The sequence below is a fragment of the Collimonas sp. genome (assembly GCF_035566375.1).
GTDB lineage: Bacteria > Pseudomonadota > Gammaproteobacteria > Burkholderiales > Burkholderiaceae_D > Collimonas.
Window position 1 is genome coordinate 31,013 of the sequence record NZ_DATMRK010000075.1, and the last position, 15,499, is coordinate 46,511.

Below are 15,499 nucleotides of genomic sequence, written 5' to 3' on the forward strand. Positions count from 1 at the left end.
CCACGCAGCATGAACGGCGGCACGCCTTTAATTGACAAATTGCTGGCGCCGGCATCCGCGCAACGTTCGGATCTGGTGCCTTTGAAAGGGCAGCTTGCGATCTATGCAGCGGACGCCGTCACCGATATCGAAGCGATCGCCAACGATACCCGCTTGCCCTCCAGGGCAGCGGTTGAACGGCAGCTCGGGGTCGATCCTGGCCAGTTAACGTTAACTCGGTTAACTCAGCCAGGCAGCGCCCGGCCGCCAGCCCAGTTTGCCGACGGTGCCCGCTTGAGCGCGGCTGCGCGCGTCATCAGCGAACTGCTGGGCAGCACGCCGGCTAAGGGCGATGCGGTACGTGGCAGCGCTCCCTTGTGGCCGGCCGCCACCGCGCCGCAGCCGCAACAATTGGCGGCGGCGCTGGCGCGTAGCGTTGCTGGCAGCGGTCTGTTTTACGAATCCCATTTATTGCAATTTTTCAGCGGCCAGCGCTCGCTGCCGCAACTGCTGCAGGAACCGCAGGCGCAACTGATGTTGCCGTCTGCGGCAGCCGATTTCCAAGCTGATTCCGTTACCGCTGCTGCTACCGCTTCTGCAATCGTTTTTGCAGCCGATCCTGCCGCCGATTCGGCAACCAGCACTAGCCCCGCCACCGTCTCCAGCCATGTCTCGGCGAGCATCGCTGCGGACGCCATTCCCTTGGTGCGCCAACAGCTTGAGTTACTGGCGTTGTCGCAATTCCGCTGGGGCGGTGAAGCCTGGCCTGGCGTCGCCATGGGGTGGGAGATCACGGAACAGGGGCGGCGCCAGCAGGGCGCTAATGAGCGTGAGAGCAATCCGGAGCAGCACCCGCCCAGCTGGAGCACCAGCCTGAGCCTGACTTTACCGCGCCTCGGCAGTATCGAATTGCGCCTGAGTCTGGCGGGTGATAGCTGGCGCGCCGATCTGGGCGCGACGCAGGCGGCCACGCTTAGCGCGATGCGCGCTGACAGCGCACAATTGCGGCAGCGATTTTCGACGGCCGGCATGCATTTGAGCGATTTGCAAGTGGCGCAATTGCCACAAGCGCCGGTAGAGCAGCAATCGGATGAAAAAAATGACATCAAAGATAAATAATTGTATTAGAGTAATGTTTTTTGCCGCAAGGATATGTTTTTTGCCTGTAAGGCAAATCGGCATGGGTCAGATCGACGGCGGCAGCAAGCGGGTGCGCAGCAGTGGCAACTGAGGATTCCGTTCGTAAAAGCGTGATAGCGTTATCACATGCACGCAAGGACCAGGCGCCGCTGGTGGTGGCAAAGGGTTATGGTGTGGTGGCTGACGCCATTCTGCAACGGGCGCGTGAAAACGGCTTGTATGTGCACGCGTCGCCCGATCTGGTGAAGCTGCTGATGCATGTCGATCTGGACCAGCAGATTCCGCCGCAACTTTATCTGGCGGTGGCTGAGTTGCTGGCATGGGTGTATGGCTTGGAAGAGCGCCAGGAGCAGTCTGGACCCGTTTGAATCTTGCGATAGCGAATATCAATATTATTCATTTGGCATCGTTTGCCGGCATCGTAGCAAAATATGTGCGAATTGTAGATATAGTTGCCTTCCAGTGTTGTGCTGACTTGATCGCGGATCGATAATGCTCGTTCCTTGGGTGTGAATTGGGGTTGTTCAAAGAGTCATGGATATGAAAGTTGCATCACCGATTCGGGTATTGATCGCTGATGATCATCGCATTGTCAGGCGCGGGCTGCAGCATATTCTGAATGCCAGCCCGGGCATTATCGTCGTCGGCGAAGCTAGCGATTACAACGGCATCACCGATATCCTGAGGGACCAACCGTGCGACGTCCTGTTGCTGGATATCTCGATGCCGGGCAAGGACGGTATTGAAATCCTGCATCTGCTGAAGAAGCGTGAACCTATGCTGCGCATCATGGTGTTGAGCAGCCACGGCCCGGAACAATTCGCAGTGCGCGCCTTGAAGGCCGGCGCCGCTTCCTACCTGACCAAGGATGGCGCACCGGATGAGTTGGTGGAGGCGGTGCGGGTGGTTGCACGCGGCCGTAAATACATCAGCAAAGGCTTGGCGGAATCGTTGGCCAATCATGTCATTGAAGAAGACGACCTGATGCCGCATGAACAATTGTCCAACCGAGAGTTCCAGACGGTGCGGATGATCGCTTCTGGCCAGACTCGCACCGAAATTGCAAAAAATCTCTCTATCAGCCCGAAGACCGTCAGTGTCTATCGTTCCCGCGTATTCGAAAAAATGGGCGTGCGCACCAACGCCGAGTTGACTCGCTACGTCATCGAGCATGGTTTGCTCGAATAAGTAGCAATTCGATCCTGCGCCCGATGGCAGCCTTGCCATGTTTCCAAACCTCAAATAGAGGGCTTTTTCAAGCCCTTTTCGCGACATCGATAGCGCTTGTTCCTGTTTATATTGAATCGCTTAAAGTGCTGCGTGAAGCCGGACTTCCGAGATCCGGTGCGACAGCAAGTGCCTTTCAATTTATCAAGGATCAAGTTCATGACGCTTGCCGCTCAAACGCCGACGCAATTCCACCGTTCCACTGTTCAAAATGAGGTCGCCGGCCACGAATTCCTGACCTTTACCTTGGGTAAGGAGGAATACGGCATCGATATCCTCAAAGTGCAGGAACTGCGCGGTTATGACAATGTCACCCAGATCGCCAACGCGCCCGATTTCCTGAAAGGCGTGGTCAATCTGCGCGGGGTCATTACACCCATCATCGATATGCGGATCAAGTTCAAACTGGCTGCCTCCAGCTATGACCAGTTTACCGTGGTCGTGATCCTGCATCTTGGCCAGCGCACGGTAGGCATGGTGGTCGATGGCGTGTCCGATGTCATCACCTTGTCCAGCCAGCAGATCAAACCGGCGCCGGAGATGGGCACGGTCCTCAACACCGATTATCTGATCGGTCTGGGTACGCTTGACGATCGCATGCTGATTTTGCTGGATATCGACAAACTGATGTCTAGCGATGAAATCGGCCTGATCAATAAGCTGACCGCAAACTGACCGCAAGTTGAAAGCTGGTTGAAAGCAAGTTGACGTCAAGCTGACCGCCTGACCGGCAGAGTCGCTGAAACAGGAGGGGACATGAATTTCAGGAATACAAGAATAGGGGTCCGGCTGGCGGTCGGATTTACGCTCATATTGCTGCTGGTAGTGGCGATTACAGGGATCGGCATCTGGCGCTTGCAGCAAACCGGCGCGGCAGCCGACGCCATGGTCTCGCAATCGCTGGTGCGCGAACGACTGGCGGCGGAGTGGCGAGATGCAGTGGCGGTCAACGCGGTGCGTACGATGGCGGTGGTGCGCAGCAACGACAGCAAAACCCAGCAGATTTTTCAGTCGGAAATGAGCGCGACATCGGCGCGCGCATCGGAGTTGCAAACCAAGCTGCATGGGCTATCCAACGAAGAGGGCAGGAAGGCGCTGGCGGAGATCGCCGCAGCGCGCGCCGCCTACACCGAATTGCGAGACGCCGTGCTGACCACGCGCCAGTACGGCAGTGCAGAAAGTGCGGCTGCCATGATAGAGAAGGAGCTGGATCCAGCGCGCAAGGAATACCTGAGCAAGCTGCAAAAACTGGTCGATGCCCAGCGTCGGGAAATCGATGATTCGGCGCTGGCTATCGCAGCCAACTATCAGTCCGGAAAAACTTTACTGATTACTTTCAGCGCCCTCGCAATTCTCCTCGGCGCGGTGTTTGCCTGGCGCCTGACCGGCGGCATCGTCAAGCCGCTGCGGGCGGCAGTCGGTGTAGCGCAGCGGGTGGCGCAGGGCGATCTTAGCGCCAGCATCGAGGTCAACAGCAAAGATGAAACCGGGCAGCTGTTGAGCGGCATTGAAGAGATGATTTTTTCTTTGCGAGACACGGTCAGCCGGGTCCGCAACGGCACCGAAAGTATCGTCAGCGCCTCGCGCCAGATTGCCGCCGGTAATCTGGATTTATCCAGCCGCACCGAAGAACAAGCCGCCAGCCTGGAGCAAACCGCTGCTTCGATGGAGCAATTGACTTCAACCGTCAAGCAAAATGCGGACAATGCGCGACAGGCCAACCAATTGGCTGAAAATGCTGCTTCCGTGGCGCTGGGCGGCGGTCAGATGGTGGCCGAGGTGGTCGCCACCATGACCTTGATCAAGGACAGTTCGCACCAGATCAGCGATATCATCGGCGTCATCGACGGCATTGCCTTCCAGACCAATATACTGGCGCTGAACGCTGCCGTGGAAGCAGCCCGGGCCGGTGAACAAGGACGAGGTTTTGCGGTGGTGGCGGCCGAGGTGCGCAATCTGGCGCAGCGTTCGGCGCTTGCTGCCAAGGATATCAAGGCATTGATCGGCGCCTCGGTCGACAAGGTCGATGCTGGCAGTAAACAGGTGGACGCGGCTGGCGCCGCCATGAGCGAGATCGTCGCCTCGATCCGGCGCGTGGTCGACATAATGGCCGAAATCGCCGCCGCCAGCGCGCAGCAGAGCAGCGGTATCGAACAAGTCAACCAGGCCGTGGGGCAAATGGATCAGGCTACCCAACAGAATGCCGCTTTGGTAGAGCAGGCGGCAGCAGCAGCGCACAGCTTGCAGGAACAGGCCGGGGAATTGCTGCAAGCGGTCAGCATCTTCCGTTTGACAGAGGGCGCCGGGCAGGAATATTCAGGCATATCTGAAAAACAAGGTTTTGCAGAATCGACCACACTTCTGGAGCCAACAGACCCGCATCACGCCGATGGCCGGCCCATGCCCGCATTGGTAAGTGTAAATTGATGAGCTACAGGGGCGCACGATGCGGGATAATGGCAAACATGCCTGAGCTACGCCGGTGACGACACGATCGTCGCCGACGGGCATCACGCATTGTGGCGGTAATATCCGTCACAGTTTCCAATAGATTGTATGCCCATCGTAATGCAAAGATTTACCTCTGCCTGGCGCCGCCTGCTAACCGTTTCAAAGACGGACAACATTTTTTGCGGACCGCGTTTCTTGCGCCTGGTCTACGCGATCGCCGTGACTGCCATTCTCATCATTGGCTACGTCTGGCTATACGCCGGTTATCAAATCGGTTCCGAGTACGAACGCGATATCAAAACCATCCAGCTCAGCCACACCATCGTGGTGCGCGATTTCTCCCAGCGTTTGCTGCGATCCATAGATGAACGCGATCGCTTGCTGAGATTGGTACGCGACGATTACCAAAGTGCCGACGGCAAAGTCGATCTGCAGCGCTACACAAAGATCTTTGGCAGCTTGTACACGCAGCTGACGATAGTGGACCAGACCGGGAGCCTGGTCGCGTCGACCCGGCAAACGGCAGCGGCCGATTGGAGCGGCAACGATTTGTATATTGCACATCGCGATCATCTGGATGACTGCTTGCGGTTTGGCCGCCCGCGCAAATTGCCCGGCAGCGGCCAATGGCAGATGCACGTGGCGCGGCGCATCTTTTCCGCCACGGGTGATTTTGCCGGCATGGTCGAACTGGAATTTGCAGTAGATCGCCTGCCAGCGTTGTATGCGAGCCTCGATCGGATTCGCGCCAGCGAGCGGCAGGTGGTCGGCAGCGACGGTATTGCCGCCGACGGCGCGCTGGAAGACGAAAGAATGATTTTGCGGCGGATCGATGAAACGGTCATGGTGCTGGACGACAGCGAGCTGAGCAAGAATCAGCTTTTCGCCGATCATCATACGCCTGACGACCAGCATTCATGGGTATCGCGCAAGCTGGAACCGTATCCGCTCCTGCTGTCGGTGCAACTGCCCTACCCGGAGCCGTTGCCAGGGCAGGCAAGTCTCAAGCTGATGGGGTATGTGACGTACGCCGGCGTGCCGACCTTATTGATCTTGTTATTGATCGGTTTAGCTTATCGCACCATCAAGCGTCAGTATCAAGTGGTGCGCAAATACGATGCGATGCGCCGGCGCGCGAGCGACGCCAACAAACGAAAATCGCGCTTTCTGGCGACGGTGGTGCACGAGCTGCGCACACCTTTGAGCGGCGTCCACGGTTATTCCGAACTGGTTCGAGACACCAGCAGCGATCCACAGAGCCGGGAATTCGGCGACCTGATTCATCAAAGCTCGATCTACCTGCATGGTTTGTTGAACACTTTGTTTGACCTGGCCCGTATCGAAGCCGGCAGGGTGGTGATATTTCACGAGAATATCGACACGCTGGCGTATTTCGAATATATCGGCTCCATGCACAAAATCAATGCCGATAAAAAAGGCTTGAGTTTCCAGATGCGGCTGGCGCCGGACTTGCCCGGCAATTTTCTGTGCGATCGCGTCAGGCTGTCGCAGATTCTCAATAACATGCTCGACAACGCCGTCAAATTCACCGTCACCGGCGGCGTTACGATAGAAGTCACCACGTTCAGGAACAAACTCAAGATCCGGGTGCTGGATACCGGTCCCGGCATCTCCAAAGGCGAATTGAAACATTTGTTTGAATATTTCTATCAGGCTGAATCGGTGCGTACCGGTCGCAGCCGCGGCCTGGGTTTGGGTTTGTCGTTGGCCAAGGAGTTTACCGATTTGATACGCGGCAGCATTCGCATCGATTCTGAAGTGGGAGTCGGCACCGTGGTCAATCTGAACATACCTCTGAATGCACGTTGAATGGTCTGCCGCCAAGGCAGATCTCGGGTTTACTACACTAGATGACAAGGATGTTGAAGCAGGATATCTTCTCCGCTAGGAGGTGGCGATGCGTTCAGCATTAATTCTTGTAGTCGAAGATCATCCTATCAATCGCCGCATGCTGCAGGCGCAGCTGGCGGCGGAAGGCTGGCAGAGCGAACTGGTGGCGACTGGCGCCGAAGCCTTGCTGTGGCTGACGCATACGCGACCGGTTGCGGTGATTACCGACTATGTGCTGGAAGACATGTCTGGCGTCGAATTGTTGCACCGGGTGCGGCGCTGGGAGGCGGATGCATCGAGCTTGCCGCCGATCCCGATGATTCTGTATAGCGGCATGTCGCTCGAATATTTGCAGCGCGAATCCAGAGGCCTGGATTGCACTGCCATCCTGACTAAACCTATCAGCCGCGAACAACTGCGGCAGACGCTGGCGCCGGTGGTGCCGCAGAAATTGGCAGCGACCCTGTCCAGCGCGCCCGACGACCTGCTAACGGACTTGCTGCAATTCGGTTATCTGCAACTGGCCAGTCTCAAGCTCAGCATTAAAAACAGACAATGGGCGGAGACGGCGAGCATCGCGCACGGCTTGCGCGGCGCCGCCGCCGTATTGCAACAAAAAGAAATTTCACAAACTGCAGCGGAAATCGAGAACCAATCGCGCAATCGCGAATCTGAGAATATCGAAGAAGCCTACTATCGCTTGCAAAACGCGTTGGACCGGCTGGCTTTGCAACTCAAGCCAAACCCGGCCCTGCCGGCGCCGCTGTCGTGAACGTTGCGTGAACGTTGTGTGACCACTGCGTTACCGCAGCAGCGGCCGTTCCAGCGCTGTTCCGGCTGTATCACTCTGCTATTTTATCTCCACTCTCCTGGCTGCCGTGCAATGCGGTGCTGACGTAGGAACAATGCCTACATCAATTCAGCCAAAAGTTTCATTCATATCGAGAACCTTACCGACTTATTTCCTTTTTGAAACATCCCATAATTGCCTGGAAGCAGCATAGAACTCATTTCATCAACATCCGTGAGATGTTCTTGCCAGAAGAGGTGCTGGCAAGGCGTGCGACGCGTCCAATAGCGAGCTATTGGCAAGGAGCACAACGCGGCCAGCGCCTCTTCTGGCAAGAACCCTTCGGGAACGGCTGCAGGCGTCGCATGCCGTTGTTGCAGCTCCTTGCCGTAGTGCCGCTACGTCGCGTCGCCGCGCCTAGGCACGCAACGCCTGCCGCGCGTTCGCACTCGCGGATATTGATGAAATGAGTTCTGAAAATACAAAAACTAAAAGATTGCTCACACATTGCCGTTATCACTCATAAGTAGTTTCAGTCTGGGGAAAAGCATGGACAGTAATGGATTTGTAAACGAGATAAGCGAAGTCAATCTGTCATATCTACTGCTGGCGCAACGTCTGTTGCGCGAGGATAAAGCGACAGCCATGTTCCGTATGGGATTGAGCCGGGAACTGGCCGAGCTGCTAGGTAATCTGTCATTATCGCAAGTGGTAAAGCTGGCTGCATCCAGCCTTTTGTTGTGCCGCTTCCGGTTTGACGATCACGCGATTCTTTCATCTCTGACGCATGCCGACAAAGACAACGCCTTGCAACAGGCACACGCCTCGATCCTGCTGGCAGGACAACCGCTGGAGGGGATCCGATGACATCATTCATGCGGACCATCGCAACTGCTGCAACGGTGTTCACCTTGGGAGCCGGCAATCGTGGCTACTAACAAAAGCGTGATCCTGGAAGCCCAGGAAATCCAACTGGCCATCGACCTGATCAAACTCGGCGCGCGCCTGCAATTCCTGGAGGCGGAAACCTCCTTGAGCCGCGATCGCCTGATCAAGCTGTACAAGGAAATCAAAGGCATTTCTCCACCCAAGGGATTGCTGCCGTTTTCCACCGACTGGTTCATGACCTGGTTGTCGAATATCCATTCATCGATGTTCTACAACATCTACCGCTTCATGCTGGCGCATGGCGACGGCCAGCAGATTGTTGCGGTGGTCAAGAGTTACCGGCTGTATCTGGAGCAGGCCGAACGGCAAGGCAGCAAGCCGGTGCTGGATTTCACACGAGCCTGGACCCTGACCCGTTTCTTCGACAGCGGCATGCTGCAGCTAAGCACTTGCAGCCGCTGCAACGGTCGCTTTGTGGCGCACGCCCACGATTTGCAAAACGGTTTCGTCTGTGTCTTGTGCCGGCCGCCGTCACGTGCCGGCAAGACACGCAAGCTGAGTGCCTCGCATGTCGCGGATCAGCAGCTCGATACCGGCCACGGTTATATGCCGCCGCCGCTGCAGCCGCATCGGATTGCCAGCCATGCCAAAGGCGGCGTCGCCTGAGTGTAGCGAGAACGGTGATCCGGACGGCCGCATAAGATTCATTTCAAGGGGAATTAAAAGTGCTAGTTCTTGTTGGCTATATCGTTGTTATAGCTTCCGTGTTTGGCGGTTACGCCATCATGGGCGGCCACCTTGGCGTGTTGTTTCAGCCGATCGAATTGTTGATGATCGGCGGCGCCGGAGTCGGCGCTTTTGTGGTCGGCAACGATGGCAAGGCCATCATGGCCACCCTTAAGGAATTACCAAAACTGCTGCGCAGTTCCAAGCACAATAAAGCCTTGTACATGGAGTTGATGGCCCTGCTTTACGTATTGCTAGCGAAAGCCCGCAAAGACGGCATGCTGGCGCTCGAAGGGGATATCGACGATCCCTTGAACAGCCCCATCTTTGCTCAGTATCCGCTGGTACAGCATGATCCGCGCGTGATTGAATTCCTGACCGACTATCTGCGCCTGATCGTCAGCGGCAATATGGATGCCTTTGAAATCGAATCGCTGATGGATCACGAAATAGAAACCTATAAGCACGAGGCTGAAGTGCCGGCGCACAGCCTGGCCAAGGTTGGCGACGCCTTGCCTGCATTCGGCATCGTGGCGGCAGTCATGGGAGTGGTGCATGCGCTGGCCTCCGCCAACTTGCCGCCGTCGGAAATGGGTGAGCTGATTGCGCATGCGATGGTCGGCACTTTCCTGGGGATCTTGCTGGCCTACGGCTTCGTCTCGCCGCTGGCAACGCTGATCGAACATCAGGTGGCGGAATCGGTAAAAATGTATCAGTGCATCAAGGTCACTTTGCTGGCTAACCTGAACGGTTATGCGCCGCAACTGGCGGTGGAATTCGGCCGCAAGGTGTTGTATTCCACCGAACGCCCTTCGTTCACGGAACTGGATGATCATGTGCGCCAAGTCAAGAGCCGCTAGTTTTGCTGGTTCGGTCGGAATGGCGACGGAGGCCGCATGAGCAAGACTAATAAGCAGCGCATCGTCGTCAAGCGGGTAAGCGCCGCCAAGCATCAGGCGCATGGCGGCAGCTGGAAGATCGCCTACGCTGACTTTATGACGGCGATGATGGCGTTCTTTCTGGTGATGTGGCTGCTGTCGATTTCCTCGCCCAAGCAAAAGGAAGGGATTGCCGAGTATTTCAAAATGCCGCTGAAAGTTGCCATCAGCGGCGGTGAAAAGAGCAGCACCAGCAGCAGCGTGATTCCCGGCGGCGGCACCGATTTCACCCAGGTCGACGGCGAAGACAAGCGCAGCAATCCCGACGCCGCCGATAGCGAAAAGCTGCGCTCGCTGAAGCGCCGGCTGGAACAGGTGATCGACGCCAATCCGGTGCTCAAGCAGTTCCGGCCGCAGTTGCTGATCGATATCACCAGCGAAGGTTTGCGGATTCAAATCGTCGATAACCGTAACCGGCCGATGTTCGATATTTCCAGCGCCAAGGTGCAGCCGTACATGAGCACCATTTTGCGCGAGATTGGGCCGGTGCTCAATGAGCTGCCTAACAAGATCACCCTGGCCGGGCACACCGACGCCACGCCCTATGTGCTGGCGTCGAAGTACTACAGCAACTGGGAGTTGTCGGCCGACCGTGCCAACGCCTCGCGGCGCGAATTGATTAGCGGCGGCATGACCGAGCAAAAGGTGTTGCGCGTGATTGGCGTGGCTTCGACCATGGATTTGAACAAGGAAGATCCGCTCGATCCGATCAATCGACGCATCAGCATCGTAGTGTTGAATCACCGGGCGCAGGCGCAGATCGAACAGGAAAACGCCAGCGGCAGCAATGCCGGCGCCAAGCTAGATGGGCAGAAGGATAGCGCCAGCCAGTTGCGGCAGGAAGCGCTTAAGCCGCCGCCAGGCGCCACAGCAAAAAAGCCATGAGCAGAAACCGATATGACGACTAGAACAATACTGGTGGTGGACGATTCGGCGGTAATGCGCAAGCTGATTGCTGCGACTCTGGCGGGAGATGTCTATCAGGTTCTGCTGGCAGAAGACGGTGCGGCCGCGATGCAGCATGCACGCACAGCAGCGATCGACCTGGTGCTGACCGACTGGAATATGCCGACCATGGGCGGCCACCAGTTGATTCGCGAGTTGCGGCAGTTGGCAAGCCATGCCGAGACACCGATCCTGGTGCTCACCACAGAAGCCAGCGATACCGAAAAGGCCGATGCGCGGGCAGCTGGCGCCAGCGGTTGGCTGAGAAAACCGATAGAACCTGCAACCTTGCTGGAAGTGGTTGCCAGTTTACTGGATGCAGGATAGCGACGATGGCTTGGCAAGGATCTTTGCCATCCGAGTGCAGTAGCGGGCCAAACAATCAAAGAGCGCAGTAAGGAGATCACAAACGATATGGATATCACCGAGTTTTACCAGACCTTCTTTGAAGAGGCGGATGAACTGCTGGCCGAAATGGAACAGTTGCTGCTGGGGCTGGATATGGATGCGCCCGACAGCGAACATCTGAACGCCATATTTCGCGCGGCGCATTCGATCAAAGGCGGCGCCGCCACCTTCGGTTTTACGGCGTTGACCGACACTACCCATCTTTTGGAAAATTTACTGGACCGTGCTCGTCATCAGGAAATACGACTGCGCAAGGAAATGATCGACGCATTTTTGGAAACCAAAGACGTGCTACAAGAACAGATAAGTGCTTATCGGGCCGGTGCAGAACCTGATCCTGAAATGGTCGCGCGGATTTGCGCGATATTGCAACAATTGGCGCAGGAAGAAAGCGCCGGCCCCGCTGCTGGCAACAAGGCGGCTGTAGCAAAGGTGCCGGTTGCCGTCGCCGTACCGGTGGCTGCGCCGCCATCCGCGAGCGCCGCCGGCAGCGCGCAACTACGGGTGCGATTTTCGAAAGTATCCGAGAGCGATCGCAAGTTGTTGAGCGCGGAGCTGGCGAATCTGGGCGAGGTGGCAGCGCAGACGCACACCGAAGACAGTTTGACCCTGTGGCTGGAAACCAGCTGCCAGGCAGACGATATCATCGCCGTGTGCTGCTTCATTATCGATCTCGATCAGATCGAGATCGTGCAGGAATCTGCAGTGCCGGCGGCAGCGGCGCAAGCGGAAATCGCATCGATCGACCTGGTCGAACCGATGCCGGCGGTGGCAGCAGAATCGGCAGAACCGGCAAAGGTGATCCCGATTGCGGCGGTATCGGCAACATCGGCAGCGCCGAAGGCTGTCGTAACTGCAGCCAGTCCGGCCGCAGCAGCGGCGCCCAAAGAGTCCAGCTCGATCCGGGTCGATGTGGAAAAGGTCGACCAGATCATCAATCTGGTCGGCGAGCTGGTGATCACCCAGTCGATGCTGGCGCAGACCGCGGCGACGCTGGATCCGGTGTTGCATGAGCGCCTGTTGAACGGCATGGGACAACTTGAACGCAACGCCCGCGATTTGCAGGAATCGGTGATGTCGATCCGCATGATGCAAATGGATTATGTATTCAGCCGCTTTCCGCGCCTGGTCCGGGATCTGACCGACAAGCTTGGCAAGCAGGTGCAATTGGTGACCTTTGGTAAAGCTACCGAGCTGGACAAGAGCCTGATCGAAAGGATCATCGACCCCCTGACGCATCTGGTGCGTAACAGCCTTGACCACGGCATCGAAAAATCGGAGCAGCGTATTGCTGCCGGTAAGGATCCGGTCGGCCAGTTGCTGTTGTCGGCCCAGCATCAGGGCGGCAATATCGTGATTGAAGTGAGCGATGACGGCGCCGGTTTGAATCGGGAAAAAATTCTGGCAAAAGCGATTCAGCAAGGGATGGCCATCAGCGACACGATCAGCGACGACGAAGTCTGGCAACTGATTTTTGCTCCCGGTTTTTCTACCGCGGAAAAGATTACCGATGTCTCCGGGCGCGGCGTCGGCATGGATGTGGTCAAGCGCAATATCCAGGAAATGGGCGGCCATGTCGAGATCGCTTCGCGTCAGGGCAATGGCACTACTACCAAGATTGTATTGCCGTTGACGCTGGCGATTCTGGATGGCATGTCGGTCAAGGTCGGCAACGAAGTCTACATCCTGCCCCTGAACTATGTGATCGAATCCTTGCAGCCACGCGCTGAAGATATTCATTCCGTCAGCAATGAGGAACAGGTGCTGCATGTGCGTGGCGAATATCTGCCGCTGACCGAGTTGCATCGTGTATTCAGCGTCGCCGATGCACGTACCGATCCGACCCAAGGCATCGTGGTGATTTTGCACGGTGAAGGAAAACGTTTCGCTTTGCTGGTAGATCAGTTGGTCGGCCAGCACCAGGTAGTGGTGAAAAACCTGGAAACAAATTATCGCAAAGTCCCGGGCATTTCTGCCGCCACCATTCTTGGCGACGGCAGCGTTGCGCTGATTGTCGACGTGGCAGCGTTACAGCGCGCCAACCGCGAGAAAGCGCCGTTGCTGGCGGCAGCCTGAGCTGCTGCGTGACTGATGCAGCATAAAAATCTTGATGAAGAGAGAGAATGGAATGGTCAATGATCACAATAAGACTCTGGCAGGGCATGATGAGTCAGAGGGACAGAAATTCCTGGTGTTCACACTGGGTAGCGAAGAATATGGCATCGATATTCTGAAGGTGCAGGAAATCCGCGACTACGAAGCCGTGACCCGGATTGCCCACGCGCCGGAATTCATCAAAGGCGTGACCAATCTGCGCGGCATCATCGTGCCTATCGTCGATCTGCGTATCAAGTTCCGCCTCGAAAATATCCAATACAACCATCAGACAGTCGTGATCATTTTGAACATCGCTGAACGTGTGGTCGGCATATTGGTTGACGGCGTATCCGATGTGCTGACTTTGGGGCGCGACGAAATCAAACCGCCGCCTGAGTTTGGCGCCGCCTTGTCGGCCGAATATCTCAGCGGCCTCGGTACGGTGGAACAACGCATGCTGATTTTGATCGATATAGAAAAGCTCATGTGCAGTGCAGACATGGCTTTGTTTGATACCCCCGAACTGGTTTGATGTGGTGACAATCTAGTCATTTGCAGACAGGAAATCAAAGATGAAACTTCGTGATAGTCAATGGCAAAAACTGGAGCCTTTATTGATAGGCAAACAGGGCGATCCTGGCGCAAAAGGCCGGGATAACCGCTTGTTTATCGACGCTGTGCTTTGGATCATCGACAGTAAATCCATATGGCGCAAGCTGCCTGCCGAGTTTGGTAAATGGAATACCACCTATATGCGTTTCCGGCGCTGGAACGAGTGCGACATCTGGCGCCAGCTGGAACAAGATCTGTACGATGATGCGCTGCTGAAATCCATGTTCCACGAGATCGTTGCGTATGGCGACCAGCAAACCGGGCGCATCAAGCAAAGGCTGGCGAGACGTGCGAAGAAACTGGTTTACAACTCATCCTTGGGCAAGGGCGACGCTGCTGGAAAAAGATCATTCGGCGTGGACGAATCGACTTCGCATTGGGTTGGCCTGGTGATGCGGGGCATCGCGCTTTAGCAACTGTTGTGCAGCAGTTTTGCAGCGATTTTGCAGATGTTTTGCAGCTGCTGGAATTCAGTTTTCGTGAAGTAAAAATATACAGAGACAGCTCCCGACACACTCGTAATTTGCCGTTCAAGAAAGCCCGACGACGTCCGTTAATACAGTAAACGGATGGCCTGTCAGGCCAATGATAGAAGCAAATATTCTGAGGATGTCATGAACAAGGAACTGTCTGCTCGATATTCGTTATCGATGATTGCCATGGCTGTCTCGGCCGTGATTTCAGGTTGCGGCGGGGGCGGTGGCGGTAGCAGCAGTGCCAGTCCGCCGGCGTCCGCGGTGCCAACCACGCCACCGGCCTCAACTACGCCGCCTGCCTCTAGCAGCGGCAGTGCGGTAACACCGCCACCGGCGCTGTTGAATGTACTTGATCCAAGCAATGTCAAAGCTGCCCGAGCACAGGGGCTGACCGGAGCCGGGGTCACGGTTGGCGTGGTCGATACCGATTTCAATGTCAGCGATCCCCAATTCGCCGGGCGCATCAGTAAAACGGTTTATAGTCCCGACGGCGCCAACGGTAATACGCACGGCACGGAGGTGACGGAAATATTGGCTGGCAATACCTTGGGTATCGCCCCCGGCGTATTCATACAAGCGGCAGCGTCCGGCACCACCGGCAATAGCTTGCTGTTCAATAATCAGATGTACCAGGATCTGTTCGCCAAGGGTGCGCGGATTTTTAATCAATCCAACGGCATCAGTGCGGTCGGCGCTTCGGTCGGCCAGGCGCTTGCCTTGCACGCCTTGTATCAACCTTATGTGGCGCAGAAGAGTTTGTTTATCTGGTCTACCGGCAATGACAGTGCGGCGCAACCGAATCTGAACGCCAGCCTGCCGAATTTGTATGGCGATCTGCAAACCGGCTGGCTGGCGGTGACGGCGGTCAACGCCGTCGGCGGCAGCAACGGTTATGCCGCCAGCGACACCGTGCCGGGGGTGATTTCCAGTTACGCCAATCGCTGCGGTCTGGCCGCCAACTGGTGCCTGGC

General features: G+C 56.5%; 16 protein-coding genes. All 16 read left to right on the top strand.

The features are described 5' to 3' along the window. The first annotated feature begins 9 nt into the window (after window positions 1–9). Window positions 10–1,098, top strand: coding sequence for a flagellar hook-length control protein FliK (fliK, locus tag VNZ60_RS23195; protein ID WP_325663442.1), 1,089 nt, complete (start codon window positions 10–12; stop codon window positions 1,096–1,098). A 101-nt stretch (window positions 1,099–1,199) separates the two neighbouring features. Next, window positions 1,200–1,487, top strand: a complete 288-nt coding sequence (locus tag VNZ60_RS23200; protein ID WP_325663444.1) for an EscU/YscU/HrcU family type III secretion system export apparatus switch protein — start codon at window positions 1,200–1,202, stop codon at window positions 1,485–1,487. Between the two features lie 172 nt (window positions 1,488–1,659). After that, window positions 1,660–2,307: a response regulator transcription factor gene (locus VNZ60_RS23205; RefSeq protein WP_325663446.1), complete on the top strand. Its 648-nt coding sequence runs from the start codon at window positions 1,660–1,662 to the stop codon at window positions 2,305–2,307. Between the two features lie 198 nt (window positions 2,308–2,505). Beyond that, complete coding sequence (locus VNZ60_RS23210; RefSeq protein WP_325663448.1) at window positions 2,506–3,021, top strand: chemotaxis protein CheW; 516 nt, start codon at window positions 2,506–2,508, stop codon at window positions 3,019–3,021. Between the two features lie 81 nt (window positions 3,022–3,102). Next, window positions 3,103–4,773, top strand: a complete 1,671-nt coding sequence (locus tag VNZ60_RS23215) for a methyl-accepting chemotaxis protein (protein WP_325663450.1) — start codon at window positions 3,103–3,105, stop codon at window positions 4,771–4,773. Window positions 4,774–5,016: 243 nt separating this feature from the next. Beyond that, window positions 5,017–6,627: a sensor histidine kinase gene (locus tag VNZ60_RS23220; protein ID WP_325663452.1), complete on the top strand. Its 1,611-nt coding sequence runs from the start codon at window positions 5,017–5,019 to the stop codon at window positions 6,625–6,627. A gap of 88 nt (window positions 6,628–6,715) precedes the next feature. After that, window positions 6,716–7,420, top strand: coding sequence for an Hpt domain-containing response regulator (locus tag VNZ60_RS23225; RefSeq protein ID WP_325663454.1), 705 nt, complete (start codon window positions 6,716–6,718; stop codon window positions 7,418–7,420). Window positions 7,421–7,987: 567 nt separating this feature from the next. Continuing rightward, window positions 7,988–8,305, top strand: coding sequence for a flagellar transcriptional regulator FlhD (gene flhD, locus VNZ60_RS23230; protein WP_325663456.1), 318 nt, complete (start codon window positions 7,988–7,990; stop codon window positions 8,303–8,305). Between the two features lie 60 nt (window positions 8,306–8,365). Then, window positions 8,366–8,992, top strand: coding sequence for a flagellar transcriptional regulator FlhC (gene flhC, locus VNZ60_RS23235; RefSeq protein WP_325663458.1), 627 nt, complete (start codon window positions 8,366–8,368; stop codon window positions 8,990–8,992). A 59-nt stretch (window positions 8,993–9,051) separates the two neighbouring features. After that, a complete protein-coding gene (gene motA, locus VNZ60_RS23240) occupies window positions 9,052–9,912 on the top strand; it encodes a flagellar motor stator protein MotA (protein ID WP_325663460.1) in 861 nt (286 codons plus the stop codon). A 36-nt stretch (window positions 9,913–9,948) separates the two neighbouring features. Then, the gene (motB, locus tag VNZ60_RS23245) at window positions 9,949–10,875 is read left to right on the top strand and encodes a flagellar motor protein MotB (protein ID WP_325663462.1); all 927 of its coding nucleotides are present in this window, start codon (window positions 9,949–9,951) and stop codon (window positions 10,873–10,875) included. A gap of 12 nt (window positions 10,876–10,887) precedes the next feature. Continuing rightward, on the top strand, window positions 10,888–11,262 hold the full coding sequence (locus tag VNZ60_RS23250) for a response regulator (protein WP_325663464.1): 375 nt from the start codon (window positions 10,888–10,890) through the stop codon (window positions 11,260–11,262). A gap of 87 nt (window positions 11,263–11,349) precedes the next feature. Beyond that, on the top strand, window positions 11,350–13,419 hold the full coding sequence (cheA, locus tag VNZ60_RS23255) for a chemotaxis protein CheA (RefSeq protein ID WP_325663466.1): 2,070 nt from the start codon (window positions 11,350–11,352) through the stop codon (window positions 13,417–13,419). 52 nt (window positions 13,420–13,471) lie between these two features. Next, window positions 13,472–13,972, top strand: coding sequence for a chemotaxis protein CheW (locus VNZ60_RS23260; protein ID WP_325663468.1), 501 nt, complete (start codon window positions 13,472–13,474; stop codon window positions 13,970–13,972). Window positions 13,973–14,012: 40 nt separating this feature from the next. Continuing rightward, entirely contained in the window at window positions 14,013–14,465 is a 453-nt protein-coding gene (locus tag VNZ60_RS23265) for a transposase (RefSeq protein WP_325663470.1), read from the top strand. Between the two features lie 201 nt (window positions 14,466–14,666). Further along, the coding region (locus tag VNZ60_RS23270) for a S8 family serine peptidase (RefSeq protein ID WP_325663472.1) at window positions 14,667–15,499 on the top strand (833 nt) is incomplete at its 3' end.